General features: G+C 66.8%; 11 protein-coding genes. 7 read left to right on the top strand and 4 right to left on the bottom strand.

Annotated elements, in window-relative coordinates:
- The first annotated feature begins 4 nt into the window (after positions 1-4).
- The 5 genes from F1C58_RS10975 to F1C58_RS10955 all read left to right on the top strand — a co-directional run bounded on the left by F1C58_RS10975 (position 5) and on the right by F1C58_RS10955 (position 4,120).
- Positions 5-556 carry a DivIVA domain-containing protein gene (locus tag F1C58_RS10975; protein ID WP_185201146.1) on the top strand — a complete coding sequence of 184 codons (552 nt, stop codon included), beginning with the start codon at positions 5-7 and terminating at the stop codon, positions 554-556.
- Positions 557-677: 121 nt separating this feature from the next.
- Positions 678-1,235, top strand: coding sequence for a transglycosylase SLT domain-containing protein (locus tag F1C58_RS10970; RefSeq protein WP_255461075.1), 558 nt, complete (start codon positions 678-680; stop codon positions 1,233-1,235).
- 40 nt (positions 1,236-1,275) lie between these two features.
- Complete coding sequence (locus tag F1C58_RS10965; protein ID WP_185201145.1) at positions 1,276-3,060, top strand: sodium:proton antiporter; 1,785 nt, start codon at positions 1,276-1,278, stop codon at positions 3,058-3,060.
- A 38-nt stretch (positions 3,061-3,098) separates the two neighbouring features.
- Entirely contained in the window at positions 3,099-3,398 is a 300-nt protein-coding gene (locus F1C58_RS10960; protein ID WP_185201144.1) for a hypothetical protein, read from the top strand.
- The gene (locus F1C58_RS10955; protein WP_185201143.1) at positions 3,395-4,120 is read left to right on the top strand and encodes an alpha/beta hydrolase; all 726 of its coding nucleotides are present in this window, start codon (positions 3,395-3,397) and stop codon (positions 4,118-4,120) included. The genes F1C58_RS10960 and F1C58_RS10955 overlap by 4 nt, the downstream gene beginning before the upstream one ends.
- Before the next feature lie 55 nt (positions 4,121-4,175).
- Here F1C58_RS10955 and F1C58_RS10950 read toward each other — a convergent pair whose 3' ends face one another.
- Together F1C58_RS10950 and F1C58_RS10945 are read right to left on the bottom strand one after the other, a co-directional pair.
- Positions 4,176-5,228: an AI-2E family transporter gene (locus tag F1C58_RS10950; RefSeq protein WP_185201142.1), complete on the bottom strand. Its 1,053-nt coding sequence runs from the start codon at positions 5,226-5,228 to the stop codon at positions 4,176-4,178.
- Between the two features lie 41 nt (positions 5,229-5,269).
- Positions 5,270-7,255 (bottom strand): DivIVA domain-containing protein, encoded by a 1,986-nt coding sequence (locus F1C58_RS10945; protein WP_185201141.1) that lies wholly within the window; start codon positions 7,253-7,255, stop codon positions 5,270-5,272.
- A gap of 333 nt (positions 7,256-7,588) precedes the next feature.
- On the opposite strand from F1C58_RS10945, the gene F1C58_RS10940 reads away from it, so the two are divergent.
- On the top strand, positions 7,589-9,349 hold the full coding sequence (locus F1C58_RS10940) for a hypothetical protein (RefSeq protein WP_185201140.1): 1,761 nt from the start codon (positions 7,589-7,591) through the stop codon (positions 9,347-9,349).
- Positions 9,346-10,266, top strand: coding sequence for a co-chaperone YbbN (locus F1C58_RS10935; RefSeq protein ID WP_185201139.1), 921 nt, complete (start codon positions 9,346-9,348; stop codon positions 10,264-10,266). Before F1C58_RS10940 ends, F1C58_RS10935 begins: the two co-directional genes overlap by 4 nt.
- A gap of 157 nt (positions 10,267-10,423) precedes the next feature.
- On the opposite strand, the gene glgB is transcribed toward F1C58_RS10935, so the two are convergent.
- Positions 10,424-12,736: a 1,4-alpha-glucan branching protein GlgB gene (glgB, locus tag F1C58_RS10930; RefSeq protein ID WP_185201138.1), complete on the bottom strand. Its 2,313-nt coding sequence runs from the start codon at positions 12,734-12,736 to the stop codon at positions 10,424-10,426.
- Entirely contained in the window at positions 12,737-14,713 is a 1,977-nt protein-coding gene (locus F1C58_RS10925) for an alpha-1,4-glucan--maltose-1-phosphate maltosyltransferase (protein WP_185204112.1), read from the bottom strand.
- Positions 14,714-14,861: the final 148 nt, after the last annotated feature.

Here is a 14,861-nt window from a genome sequence, read left to right as displayed (position 1 = left end):
TCGCGTGAGTACAACGTTCCCCCGCATCCGCAAGTCCCGCCGCGGCTACAGCGTCGACCAGGTCGAAGACTTCCTCGAGGAGGCGCGTCGCGCCTACTCCGCCGACTCGACCGAGCCGACGGTGGTGAACGCCACGAACATCCGCCGCATGGCCTTCACGTTGGAGAAGGGCGGCTACTCGCCTTCTCACGTCGATGCGGCGCTGGAGCGCCTCGAAGATGCCTTCGCCAGCCGAGAGCGGGAGCGCGCCATTCAGGACCGCGGGGACGAGGCGTGGTACACCGAGGCCCGCACCATCGCGCGGGAGATCCTCGATCGACTCGCCCGACCGGTCGGCCACCGCTTCGACCGGGTGGGATTCCTCGCGAACGGCTATCACCGGGCCGATGTGGATGCCTTCGCCACCCGCCTCACCAACTACTTCCAGGATGGTCGTCCGATGAGCATCGACGAGGTGCGCACCGTGGCCTTCCGCCCCAAGAAGGGCGGCTACCGCGAGGCGCAGGTAGACCTGCTTCTCGACGCCGTCGTCAACGTGATGCTGGCGGTCCGCTGACCGCGGATGGGCTTTTTGCCATCCCGTCGGCTAAACTCTTCTTTCTATGGGTAGGCGATCGCAGGATTCCTCGCCCCAGGCCGCATCACGTCGAGCCGGGGTCGCTGCTCAGGGGCACCAATTGCGCACACGTCGACTCCTGCCGATCTTCTCCTTCCTCGCCGCGGCCGGCCTGATCCTGGCTCTCACGATCGCCCCCGACCAGGTGCAGAATTCCTTCGCCGCGACCCAGACGTCCAAGGGACCCGTGCAGACCCTGGAGATCGCAGATGTCACGCGGGCCACGGTCGTCCGCGACAGCTACAAGGTCACCGAGAAGAAGAAAGAGCCGGTCATCGTCGTGCGGGCCGCCGGGGCACCGGCCGTCGGAACGCCGGATCCGGGTTCGGCCCAGGCCATCGGCCACGACATGGTTCTCGCTCGCGGGTGGGGCGAAGACCAGTTCGCCTGCCTCGTCGCACTGTTCAACCGAGAGTCGCACTGGAACGTGTACGCGGCCAACCCGAGCGGTGCCTACGGCATCCCCCAGGCGCTCCCGGGATCCAAGATGGCCTCTGCGGGCGCCGACTGGGCCACCAACCCCGCCACCCAGATCTCCTGGGGGCTCGGCTACATCGCGGCTCGCTACGGCACTCCCTGTGGCGCGTGGGGCCACAGTCAGTCAACGGGCTGGTACTGACCCGCTCTGAAAGCCCCGTCTGCGCCGGTAAAATGGCTTGATGGACTCCCCGCAATTCGCCCAGTTCGCCGCGCTGGGAGTCATCGGCATCGTCACCATTGTCGTCGTCGCGGCCTTCTCGAAGAAGCTGGGGGTAGCCTCGCCCCTCATCCTGGTGGTGCTCGGCATCGGTGGGAGCTACCTTCCGGGGTTTCCGGCCGACTTCGCACTTCCCCCCGAGGTCATCCTCGTCGGCCTCTTGCCCCCGCTGCTGTATGCCGCGGCGATCAACGTGCCCCTCGTCGACTTCCGGCGCAACCTGAACACGATCTCCGCGCTGTCGGTGCTGCTCGTGGTCGCATCCGCTTTCATCACCGGCTCGCTGCTCTACCTGATCTTCCCCGACCTCAATTTCGCCGCTGCCGTGGCGCTCGGTGCGGTCATCAGCCCGACGGATGCCGTCGCCGCCACGTCGCTGGGAAAGCGGCTCGGGCTTCCTCCTCGGCTGATCACGATTCTCGAGGGAGAGAGCCTGGTCAATGACGCGACAGCGCTCGTGCTGCTGCGGTCGGCCGTCGCGGCCGCCTCGGCGATCGTCGCCGGGGTCACCACCGTCAATATCGGGGGAGTGATCAGCGACTTCGGCTTCGCGGTGGTCGTGGCCATCGTCGTCGGCCTCGTGATCGGCTTCGTAACGGTGTTCCTGCGGTCGAAGCTGCGGGACCCGGTGCTCGACACTGCGATCTCTTTCGCCGTGCCGTTCATCGCGTTCATCCCGGCCGAAGAGCTCGGCGCATCGGGAGTGCTTGCCGTCGTGGTCGCCGGTCTGTATGCCGGCCACAGCAGCGCGCGCCACTTCACCCCGCAGGCGCGCATCAGCGAGCGGCTCAATTGGCGCACGGCGCAGTTCGTCGTGGAGAACGGGGTCTTCCTGCTCATGGGGCTGCAGATCCGCCGGATCGTGGAATCGGTGGATCCCAAGCTGTTCCCCGCCATCGATTCCGTCTATGTCGGACTGCTGATGACCGCGGTCATCATCGGCATCCGATTCCTCTTCGTCGGCCCATTGCTGTGGTGGCTCCAGCGCCACAACGAGCACAAGGAGCGCAGAAACCGACGTTTCGCCCAGGCCATCGAACGGGTGAGGGGCCGAGCCAGCCAGGATGCCCGGCTCGAGCGCAGCCGGCAGCGCGCCACCAGGGTCTACAACCGTCGCGCGACAGACCTCACGCAATTACGTGAAGAGGGCTTCGGATGGAAGGGCGGAGTCATCCTGTCCTGGTCGGGGATGCGCGGGGTCGTCACGCTCGCTGCGGCGCAATCGCTGCCCGCCGACGGCAGTTTCCCCTACCGGGAGCAGCTCATTCTCGTGGCCTTCACCGTGGCGATCACGACACTGCTGCTGCAGGGTGGCACCCTTCCCTGGCTGATCCGCGTCAGCGGCATCCGCGGCACGGACCGGGCCGCCGACCGTCGGGAGCTCGCGACACTTCTCGACGCGATGAGCGAGGCCGGGGTGTCGGTGTTGGAGAGCCCGCGGCTCGAATTGCCGGGCGACGACGTCGTGGACCCGGAGGTCATCGAGCGGGTTCGTCACGACACCCTGCTCGGTGCAGAATCGGCGTGGGAACGCGCCGAGCACGGCGCGGGTGCCGATGCGCTCGTGAATTCTCCGCATCAGCAGTATCGAACTCTGCGACGCGAAGTGCTGAGGGCAGAGCGGGAGGCGCTCCTCGACGCGCGCAGCGCCGGAACCTATGCCTCACGCATCCTCTCCCGCGCGCAGGCCATGCTGGATCTCGAAGAGACCAGGCTCGAGCAGATCGACAATCCGAGCGGGTCGTAAGGGCCGCCGCGGGCCTCGGCACTGGTTAGGGTTGAATCATGCCCCGCTCGAACCGCCCCCGTGGACCGCGCTCCGGGGGAGCGGATGACGAGGCTTACGACATCTCGCGGGCTCTCTTCGGCAGCCTGCGCACGGAGTCCCGCCGCGACGGCCTGTGGAATGTGCAATCGATTTCCGCCGCATCCGCGAGCAAGACCTATACCTGCCCGGGCTGCGGACTCGACATCGCCCCCGGAACCGCTCACCTCGTGGCCTGGCGGGCGGATGGGCTGATGGGCGAGGCGGAAGACCTGGCGGCCCGCCGACACTGGCACCTGCACTGTTGGAAGATCAAGTGACGGGCGTCGAGATCCGCGGCGGGGTGGAGTTGCCGGCCCGGCGCGAAGAGGTAGAGCTGCACACCGTCGACGGAATCACGCTGGTCGGCGAACTCTCGCTACCCCTCGATCGCGACCCGGTCGCGACTATCGTCGCACTGCATCCACTGCCCACCGCCGGCGGGTTCATGGACTCGCACATCATCCGCAAGATCGCGGGCCGGTTGCCCGCCCTTGCGGACCTCGCGGTGCTGCGGTTCAATTTCCGCGGGGTCTCCTCGCCCAGGGGCACTTCGGGTGGATCCTTCGGGGAGGGCATCGACGAACGGCACGACCTCGCGGCCGCGATGGATCTCATCGCGGCGCGCGGACTGCCTCACCCGTGGCTGCTCGGCTGGTCGTTCGGCACCGAGGTCGTGCTGAAATACGGCCTGGAGCATCCCATCGACGGGGCGATCCTGCTCTCCCCGCCGCTGCACCGGGCGACGGATGCCGAGATCGGCGCCTGGGCAGGGAGCGGCAAGCGACTGGTCGCGCTCATCCCCGAACTCGACGACTATCTGCGCCCGGCCGAGGCGGCCGCTCGATTCGCGATAGTGCCCGAGATCGACCTCGTGGCAGTCGAGGGGGGAAAGCACCTGTGGGTGGGGGAGTCGCAGACCCGCCGCGTGCTGAGCGAGGTGGTCCAGCGGATCAACCCCGCTGCGCTTCCCCTACCAGAGGTGTGGCCGGCGACGATCTGAGACCCGCCTGAGAACACTCGTGCCGGCTCAACAGCGCACGCTCGTGCGGGATCGCTCAGAGCTCGTTCTGCCGGGGCACGACCACCTGGTCGATGATCAACAGCACCGAGGCGGCCACGGGGATGGCGATGAGCGCGCCGAGGATCCCGAGCAGCGCTCCGCCCGCGAGGGCGGCGATCACCACGATAGCGCCGGGCACCTTCACTGCACGGTTCATCACTCGCGGGTTGATCACGTATGCCTCGATCTGCATGTAGATCACGTAGTAGACGCCCACCCAGAGCGCCGGGCCGGGACCGGCGAGAAGCAGGGTGCTCAGGGTGATCAGGATGCTGCCGGAGAGCGTTCCGACGAGCGGTACGAGTGCGAAAAGGAACGCGATGAAGGCGAAGAGCGCCGGGTACTTCGCTCCGAAGAGCTGCCCGATCGACAGGAAGAGGAAGCTGGCGACTCCGTTGGCGAGGGCGATGGTGCCCTGGCCAACCACGTATCGGCCGACGGAAGCGCTGATCTGCTCGGCGAGGTCGGAGAAGCGGGCTCGCTTGGAGGCGGGAACAAGGCGATAGAGTCCGCGCTTCATATTGGACAGCGAGGCGACGAAGTAGAGGGTGAGGATCAGGATGATGACGAAGCCGGTCGCCCCACTCGCGATACCGACACCCACCGACAGCAGGCCGCCACCGATGGTCGACACGTTGCTGCGCAACCAATTGCCGGACTGCGTGATCAGCTCGTTCAGGTTGATCCAGTCGGGAAGGCTCTTCTGGGTGTCCCTGATCCAGGTCGCCCTCGTCACCGTGGCGATGAAGTCGGGAAGGCTCGAGATGAGGTTGTTCACCTGGTCGACGATCACCGGCACGACGGCGAAGATCAGCCCGACGAAGACGGCCAGAATGCCGATCAGCACCGTGAGAATGGCCACCGAGCGGGGAAACTTGTGGCGCTCGAGCCAGGAGACGGCCGGGTCGATGCCGAGGGCGACGAACAGTGCCGCCCCGATGTAGGTGAGAATCGTCGACAGCGACGCCACCGCACCACCGATGCCGACAGCGACGAGCACTCCGAGCCCACCGAGCAGGCCGAGACGGAAGGCGTTTTGGATCTTCACTGCGACTCCCGTGAGTAGAAGAAGGGTTGCCCGTTCAGAGGCTACTTATCGGTTGCAACCTTCTCTGCCTGAGACAGTACAGTCCGGAGGCTCTCGAAGTAACCCGCCACGGCCTCGCGTTCGATGCGGATCTGGGACAGTCGCTCTTCGGCATCCGCGACGAGATCTGCGGTGCGCTTGTCGGCATCCTTGATCATCGCCTTGGCACGAGCCTCGGCGTTGGAGATGATCTCCGCGGCCTCGTTGCCCGAGCGATCGCGCAGCTCGCGCGCCTCGGCCTTGGCATCGACATCGATCGCGTCGGCTTCCGCGCGCTTCTCTCCGGTGATCCGGATGGCGTCGGCCAGCTGGGCATTCGCCTCGTCGAGGTATTTCTGGGTCTGGGCGACGGCCTCCTGGTGCTTCGTCAGGAACTCCTTCTCGGCCTCGTCCCGGCGTGCCTTGAGCTCCACGTCGAGGTCGGTGCGCGCCTGCTCGGAGTCGAGGGCGAGTCGGTTGCGTGCCTCGGCGGTGTCGTGGATGAGCGAGGCACGGGTCTGTTCGACCTCGCGGGTGACATCCGCGCGCAACTGCTCCACTTCGCGGGCGACATTGGTGCGCTGTTCTTCGACGTCGTGCTCGAGCTCGGCGCGCGCTGCGGCAAGCTCCGCCTCGAGTTTCGCGCGTGCCTCGGTGGTCTCCTGCTCGAGCTCGGCGCGGGCGCGCTTGACCTCGAGGGCGAGCTTGGCCTTTGCCGCCTTCGCGTCCTGCGTGATGGTGGCGGCAGCGGCCGAGCGATCCTGCTGCACCTTCGCGTCGGCTGCGGCGGTCTCCTGTGCGATGGCGGCGCGAGCGGCCGTTGTCTCCTGCTCGAGGGCATCCCGCGTCGTGGCGGTGTCGAGGGCCAGTGCATCGCGAGCGGCGGTGGTCTCCTGTTCTAGGGCGGCGCGAGCGGCTGCAGTCTGCTGTTCGAGCGCGACCCGATCCGCCTCCGTCTGCTGTTCGAGCGCCGTGCGCGCAGCGTCGGTCTCCTGTTCGAGCGCCGTGCGCGCAGCGTCGGTCTCCTGTTCGAGCGCGATGCGAGCGGCGGTGGTCTCCTGTTCGAGGGCGGCGCGGGTCTCGGCGGTGCGTCGGGCGAGGGCGTTGTGGGCATCCGCCATTTCGTTCTCGAGCACATTGCGCTTCTCGGTGCTGTCGAGTTCGAATGCGGTGCGAGCCTCATCGATCTCGCGGGCCAACTCGGCACGCTGGGTCTCCGTGGAACGCTCCAGCTCGATGCGTGCCGCCAGTGTGTCCCGTTCGAGATCGGTGCGCTGCTGTTCGGTGTCGCGCGCCAGGTCGCCCCACTGCTTCTCGGCTTCGCTGGTGAACTCGGTGCGACCGAGCTCCGTCTCCCGGGCGAGCGCGGCGGCGGCATCCCGCGCCTCGCTCATCTCCCGCGTGGCGACGGCCTTGAGTTCTGCGGCCTCCCGCTCCGCCTCGGCGCGGACGGCGGCGGATTCGCGTTTGGCGGTGGCGCGAGCCTCCGCGGCCTCGGTGGCGACGGCGCCCCGGATCGCGGCGGCGTCCCGCAGGGCGTCCTGCGTGATCGTCTCGGCTTCGGCGCGAGTGCGCTCCAACAGCTCGGAGGCCTCGGAATTCGCCGAATCGAGGATGCGACCGACCGTGGCATGCGCGTCGGCGACGCTCTTGTCGGCGCTCTCCATCGCGTCGGTGCGCAGCTTGGTGACCTCGGCCTGCACGCCGCTGCGCAATTTCTCGGCGTCGATGTCGGCCTGGCTGATGAGCCGCGTCGACTGTTCCTCGGCGACGCGGAGGGTGTTCTCGAGTTTGGTGCCCAGCCCGCTGTAGGTGGGGCTGCCGGTCTCTTCGATCTCGGCCTGGAGGTCGTCGACGGTCGCATGAAGGCGTTTGAGCTCCTTGGCCGCTTCGGCCTTGTCGCTGTTGGCCTTGATCAGCTCGCGCCGGAGGTCCTGGATCGCACTGTCCACCTCGTCGCGGTTGTACCCGCGCATCGCCGTGGTGAAGGTCTCGTCGTCAGTGGCCACGCTGTCTCCTCGTGAGTGATTTCGCCCGGGCGCGAGCAGAGTCGTGGCCGGAACCATCCGAGTTTAGCGTGAGAGTACGGCCGCGCCCCGGCCCGTTTCGGGGGCCAGAACGCCCTGTTTACGGGGGTCTGGTGGCTATGGTGAGACGGTTCTCAGGGTCGCTAGGCTATTCTGGAACGTCTTTGCCTGTTGCCACACGGACTTTTCAGTCAGTCCTACGGGCCTCACGGCGTCACCCGATGTCGCCCTCCGCCGCTCGAGCGCTGGAGGCGGCGGTGTCGCGGGAGATGCCGACCGCCGGTCGCCCACGGCAACACGAGAGGAGTAACCAACGTGCGTTTCATCGCCGCGATCATCAGTTTCGTGATCGCATTCGGGCTCATCGCCTACGGTATCGCCCAGCGCACCGTGCTCGCCGAAGCCGACAGCATCACCGCCTCGGAGACCTTCACCACGAAGGCCCCCGTCACCATCGTCAATTCCTCGACGCTCAAGTCCCTCCCGGGCCGCCAGGAGATCCGGATCAGCGGCGCGAAGAAGATCTTCGCGGCCTACGGGCGCACCGATGACGTGCTGGCCTGGGTCGGCGATGCGAGTTACAACCGGGTCGGTTTCAACAAGGCCAAGTCCACGCTCACCTCTCGCCTGGTCGCGGGCAAAGCTACCGAGGTGCCCAATCCGCAGGGCTCCGACCTCTGGCTCGACGAGTTCAGCGAGACTGACAGCCTCGATTTCACGGTGAATGTTCCCGACAACATCTCGGTGATCATCGTGTCCGATGGCACGAGCGCCGCCCCAAGCACACTCTCCATCCGATGGCCTCTCGACAACCGCACGCCCTGGTCCGGCCCCCTGATCGTGGGCGGAATCGTGCTGCTGATCGTCGGCCTCGCTCTCTACCTGTGGGGTCTCGCGCACCTGCGCCGCTCCCGCGGGCCTCGCCGGAAGACTCCCAAGATGCCCAAGGTGCCCCGCCAGCGCAGCTACCGGCCGCGCAAACCGAAGGCTCTCGCTCCCACCGGTTCCCGCCGGTCCACCCGCAGGCGCATGGTCGCGATCGTGCCCGTGCTGCTGATCGGTGGACTCACCCTCAGCGGGTGCACGCCCGATTCCTGGCCCGACTTCGGGCCCGGCGCCGCGTCGGCCACTCCGACACCCACCGCCACGGCCGCCGCCGCAGATGTCTCGCCTCCCGCCGTGACGGTTCCGCAGTTGAGGGTGATCCTCTCGCGGATCTCTGCTGTCGCGGCGAAGGCTGATGCCGATAAAGACGTCGAGCTCGCGAAGACCCGCTTTGACGGTGCCGCGCTCGACCTGCGCGCCGCGAACTACGCCATCCGAAAGGTGGATGACACGCAGGCCGCGCTCGCCGCCATCCCGGCCAGCAGCGCCACCGTGATTCTGCCGCAGCTGCAGGATGCTGGAAAATGGCCGCGAGTCGTCTTCACCGTCGTGCAGAACCCCACCGACAAGAAGGTGCCACCCGTCGGTCTGATGCTCGAGCAGAAGACCGCCCGATCCGACTACAAGGTCGAATACGCGACTGCCCTCGAGGCCGGAGTGGTACTGCCCAAGCTGGCGGCCAAGGAAATCGGTGCTCCGCGCCTCGATCCCGACGTCAAGCTGCTCGAGCTCGCCCCGTCCAAGATCGCGCTCGCCTATGGCGACATCCTCGAGAAGGGTCCGACGAGCGAGTCGGCGAAGTACTTCGACACCTCCAACGACAAGCTGATCGGGCTGATCGGGCTCGAGTACCGTAAGTCGCTCCAGGCGGCGTTGCCGGCCACCGCGAAGATGGAATTCGCCAATAGCGTCGGTCCGTACGACAGCATCTCGCTCGGCAGCAACGACTCCGGCGCCATCGTGGCGGTCAATCTGAACGAGACGGTGACGGTGACTCCGGTCGAAGCGGGTGCCGCGGTCAATCCCGAGGGGCAGGTGAAGTCGCTCTCCGGCGTCACCGGGTCCACCAAGGGCACGGTCGCGGTCTACAGTGACCAACTCCTGTTCTACGTCCCCAGTTCGACGAGCACGGAGAAGATCTCCCTGCTCGGTTTCGCGACCGGCCTCACCTCGGCCAAGGAGCTCCCGTGACCTCGATTCCCCCCGCAAGCCGCGCCAACCTGCGCGGCGCCGTCGACCTCTCCTCGCTGGTGCGTCCGCCGGCGGCCCCGGCGGGTTCCGCTCCCGGGCCGGCGGCCTCGGTGCCCTCCCTCGTGGTCGAATCCTCCGATGCATCCTTCACCGCCATCCTCGATCTCTCGCAGACCGTTCCGGTGGTCGTCGAGCTGTACGTCGGTGAACCGTCGGCGACTCTCATCCGCGCCGTCACCTCCTACGCGGGTCGCCTCGTGCTCGCGACCGTGGATGCCGCGGCCAATCCCCAGCTGACGCAGGCCTTTCACGCTGCGGCCGCGCCCACCGTCGCTGCGGTGGTCGGCGGTCGCCCCATCGCGTTGTACGAGGGCGAGCTGCCGGAGGCGGATGTGAAGCAGGTGCTCGACCAGTTGCTCACCCTCGCCGCTCAACAGAACGTCACCGGCACCGTCGAGCCACCGGAGCCCGGCGCCGAGCCCGCCGAGCCGGTCGAGGAACCGCTGCCACCGCACCACCAGGAGGCATACGATGCGATCGCGGCGGGAGACTTCGACACGGCCATCCGCGAATACAAGACGGCGATCGCGCAAGACCCTCGTGATCAGCTCGCCGTTGCCGGGCTCGCGCAGGTGTCCCTTCTCTCCCGCCTCGGCAGCGCTTCGGCGGCCGAGATCCGGGATGCCGCCGCTGCGGCTCCGACCGACGTCGATGCCCAGCTCGCCGTCGCCGATCTCGATACCTCCGGTGGGCACCTCGAAGACGCATTCGGACGCCTACTCGACCTCTTTCCTACCCTCGACCAGCCGGGCAAGGACCGGGTTCGCACCCGCCTCCTCGACTTCTTCGAGATCGCGGGTGGGGACGATCCCCGGGTGGTCTCCGCTCGCCGTCGCCTGACGGGGCTGCTCTACTAGCTCGGCACAACCCCGGAGCTAGCCGCTCGGAAGCCGATCTCGGCCGCGGTCAGCGACGACCGTGGGGCGATTCGCCGCTTCGTGGCGCTCAAGTCAACACCGCGAAAAGCGACACCCGCGCCCGAAAGTTCGGGGGCGGGTGTCACTCACGGCAGCGCTAGCGGCGCAGCTTGAGCCACAGACCGGCCAGCGGAGGCAGCGTGACCTCCGCGGATGCCGGGCGACCGGCCCAGGGAGTGTCGGTGGCCTCGACCGCGCCGAAGTTGCCGACTCCCGAGCCGCCGTATTCCGAGGCATCCGTGTTGAGGATCTCGTCCCAGGTGCCCGCGAACGGAAGCCCGACCCGATAGGGCCCCACGGGGTTGCCGCCGAAGTTCATCAGCACCGCGATGGGATTGCCGTGGTTGTCCCAGCGCAGGAACGAGACAGCGTTGTGCTCGGCGTCACCCGCGTCGATCCATTCGAACCCGCCCGGGTCGTTGTCGCGCGACCACAGCGACGGCTGGTCGCGATAGACCCGGTTCATCTGGCTGACCAGGGTGAGCAGCCCGCGGTGGATCGGCTGGTCGAGGATCCACCAGTCGAGCCCGCGCTCTTCGCTCCACTCCGATGGCTGCCCGAACTCGGATCCCATGAACAACAACTGCTTGCCCGGATGCGACCACATGAACGCGAGATAGGCGCGCAGGTTCGCGAGCTTCTGCCACTGGTCGCCGGGCATCTTGTGCAGCAGTGACCCCTTGCCGTGCACGACCTCGTCGTGGCTGATCGGCAGCAGGAAGCTCTCGGTGAAGGCGTAGACCATGCTGAACGTGATCTCGTTGTGGTGATAGGAGCGGTTGACGGGGTCTTCCTCCATGTAGGAGAGGCTGTCGTGCATCCAGCCCATGTTCCACTTCAGGCCGAAGCCGAGGCCGGAGCCGCCCGTCGGCTTCGTGACTCCCGGCCAGGCCGTCGACTCCTCGGCGATCATCACGATGCCGGGATTGCGCTTGTAGGCGGTGGCATTCACCTCCTGCAGGAAGCTGATCGCCTCGAGGTTCTCCCGCCCGCCGTTGACGTTCGGCAGCCAGTCATCCGCTTCCCGCGAATAGTCGAGGTAGAGCATCGAGGCCACGGCATCGACCCGGAGGCCGTCGATGTGGAAGTCTTCGAGCCAATAGGTGGCGTTGGCGACGAGGAAGTTGCGCACCTGTGAGTCACCGAAGTTGAAGACAAGGGTGCCCCAGTCGCGCTGTTCGCCGCGCCGGGGGTCGGAGTGTTCGTACAGCGGCTGGCCGTCGAAGTTCGCAAGGGCCCATTCGTCCTTGGGGAAGTGCGCGGGAACCCAGTCCATGATCACGCCGATGTCGGCCTGGTGGAGGCGGTCGATCAGGTAGCGCAGGTCGTCCGGATGCCCGAATCGGCTGGTCGGCGCGAAATAGCCGGTCACCTGGTAGCCCCAGGAGCCGCCGAAGGGGTGCTCCGCCAGCGGCATGAACTCGACGTGGGTGAACGCGGTCTCCTGCAGGTAGGGGATCAGCTCGTCCGCCAGCGCGCGGTAGTCCAGGCCGGGGCGCCACGATCCGACATGCAGTTCGTAGACGCTCATCGGGGAGTTGTGCGGGTCGCGCTCTGCACGCCGACGCATCCACTCGGAGTCGCCCCACTCGTAGAGCGTCTGTCCCACCTTCGACGCGGTCGCCGGGGGCACCTCGGTGTAGCGGGCCATCGGGTCGGCGCGCTGCACCCAGCGGCCATCAGCGGTGAGGAGCTCGAACTTGTAAGAGGTGCCTGGTGTGAGCCCGGGAACGAAGATCTCCCAGACGCCGTTGTCGTCGAGACGACGCATGGCGTGGCCGAGGCCGTACCAGCCGTTGAAGTCACCGAGCACCCGAGCGGCCTTGGCATGCGGCGCCCAGACCGAGAAGCTCGTGCCGGTGACATCCTCGTGCGGCCGGAAGTGTGCTCCGAACACCTGCCAGAGCTGCTCGTGGCGGCCCTGGCCCCAGAGGTAGAGGTCGATCTCGCCCACCGAGGAGACGAACCGGTACGGGTCGTCCGTCACCCAGTCCGGTCCGTTCGAGTAGGTCGTCTCGACCTGGTAAGCCTGGCCGGGGCCGGGCGCATAGCCCTGCCAGAGGCCGTCGGAGAGATGGCTGAGCACGACGCGGCTTCCGTCGGCACGGATCGCCGTCACGGAATCCGCCAGCGCACGGATCACGCGGATTACGAAGCCGTCGCCGAGAGCGTGCTGGCCGAGAGTCTCGTGCGGGCGGGGGTGACGGCCCTCCACCAACGCAGCGATGTGGTCGGGATGCAGCGTCGGCAGGGCCGGAACCACGGCGCCGGCGGCTGCCTTCGTCGAAGCCTTCTTGGCGGCGGGTTTCTTCGCGGCCGGTTTGGCCTCTGCGGGGGCCTTCGCCGCTTTCGCCGCGGGCACTGCGGCCGCGGGCGTCTTCTTGGGGGGAGTGGACGGGTCCTTCGCCATTTACTTGCCTCTCGGGAGTTCGACACGCAGGATGTGCACGGGTTCGACAAAGGCGTCGAGCCGCACGAAGTTCTGCTGGCCCCAGGTGAATTTCTGCCGGGTGATGAGATCGGTCACCTCGAACGGCTCGTCCGGATCGACGCCGAACCGGGTGGGGTCGAGATAGACGGTGGTCTCGCGGGCCGAATGCGGATCCAGGTTGGCGACGACGATGATGGCGTCTCCCCGGCCGGAGCGGGTGAACGATCCGTCGAGGTACTTGCTGTAGACGAGAATCGACTCGTCGTCGCTCCAATGGATGTCCAGATTGCGCAGCTGGCGCAGGGCCGGATGCTCCGCACGGATCTTGTTCAACTGGGTGATGTACGGAGCGAGGGACCTGCCGGCGGCCTCCGCCGCTCCGAAGTCCCGGGCCTTGTACTGGTACTTCTCGTTGTCGATGTTCTCTTCGGAGCCGGGCCGGGCCACGTTCTCGAACAACTCGTAACCCGCGTACACGCCCCAGCTGGGCGACGCCGTCGCTGCGAGTGCCGCGCGGATCTTGTAGGCCGGTGGCCCCCCGAACTGCAGGAACTCGGTGAGGATGTCCGGGGTGTTGACGAAGAGGTTCGGGCGGAAGTACGCCGAGTGCTCGTGAGAGATCTCGGTGAAGAACTCCTCGAGCTCCTCCTTGGTGTTTCGCCAGGTGAAGTAGGAATAGGACTGCTGGAATCCGGCCTGCCCGAGCGAATACATCATGGCCGGCCGGGTGAACGCCTCGGCGAGGAAGACCACGTCGGGGAATTCCGAGTTCACCTGATGCAGCATCCATTCCCAGAACTGCAGGGGCTTGGTGTGCGGGTTGTCCACCCGGAAGATGTTGACTCCGAGCCCGATCCAGTACTTGACGATGCGCAAGACCTCGGTGCGGATGCCGATGGGATCGTTGTCGAAGTTGATCGGATAGATGTCCTGGTACTTCTTCGGCGGATTCTCCGCATAGGCGATCGACCCGTCCGGCAGGGTGGTGAACCACTCGGGGTGTTCGACGACCCAGGGGTGGTCCGGCGAGCACTGCAGCGCCAGGTCGAGGGCCACTTCCAGGCCATTCTTCTTCGCCGTATCGACGAAGGCCTCGAAGTCCTCGACAGTGCCGAGGTCTGGATGGATGGCGTCATGCCCGCCGTCGTTCGACCCGATGGCCCACGGGGATCCCGGATCGTGCGGGCCCGGGTTCAGCGTGTTGTTCGGGCCTTTGCGAAAGCTGACCCCGATCGGATGGATCGGGGGAAGGTAGATGACGTCGAAGCCCATGCCGGCGACGTTGGGGAGACGGCGCGCGGCCGTGCGGAAGGTGCCGCTCGTCCAGCTGCCGTCCTTGCCCTGCTTTGCGCCCTCAGAGCGCGGGAAGAATTCGTACCAGCTGCCGGCACCGGCTCGGGCACGTTCGACCCGCACCTCGAGGGGGAGGCTCAGCGTGGTGAGGCTCGCGAGAGGCTTCTTCTCGATCTCGGCGGTGACCCGGGGGTCGAGCGCCACCTCGAAGCGTGCGGCGGGCGACAGACTCTTGGTGCCCATCACCTTCGCCGCATCCTTCAGGATCTTGTTGGTGGGGTCTGCTTTCACCGCTCGTGCGAGAAGGCCGGTGCCCATCAGGAGCATGAGTTTGACGTCGATGCCCGCCGGGATCTTGATCTCGGCGTTGTGGAGCCAGGTCGCCCAGTCGTCGTTCCAGGCCTGGACGCTGTAGACCCAGGTGCCCTGCGCGTCGAGGAGCACTTCCACTTCCCAGCGGTCGAAGCCGACACCGACCTCGTGCATCCGGTGCTTCGACTGCACACCCTCCGGGGTGGAGAGGAGGAGATCGACGCCGAGGACGTCGTGCCCCTCCTTGAAGACGGTGGCCTGAAACGGCACCACCTCGCCCACGAAGGCTTTCGCTGGCCAGTTATTGTCGGGCTGTTGGGGAGCGAGCTCCCTGATCGGGATGCGGCCCATCTTTGGTTCGTAGACATTGGTCACTCTTCGACCGTACCGGCTCTGCAAAAGAATCTCTCCCCCCTTGACTCCTGTGCGGCTCCCCGCGTTTTTGTGGAAACGGTTGCAGTCGGGGCTCCAATCCGTAACTTTCTGCCCCTAGGGTGTA

This window comes from Glaciihabitans sp. INWT7, assembly GCF_014217685.1.
Classification (GTDB): Bacteria; Actinomycetota; Actinomycetes; order Actinomycetales; family Microbacteriaceae; genus Lacisediminihabitans.
The sequence above is the reverse complement of the archived record's forward strand: the minus strand, read 5'-3'. Positions and strand labels throughout refer to the sequence as shown.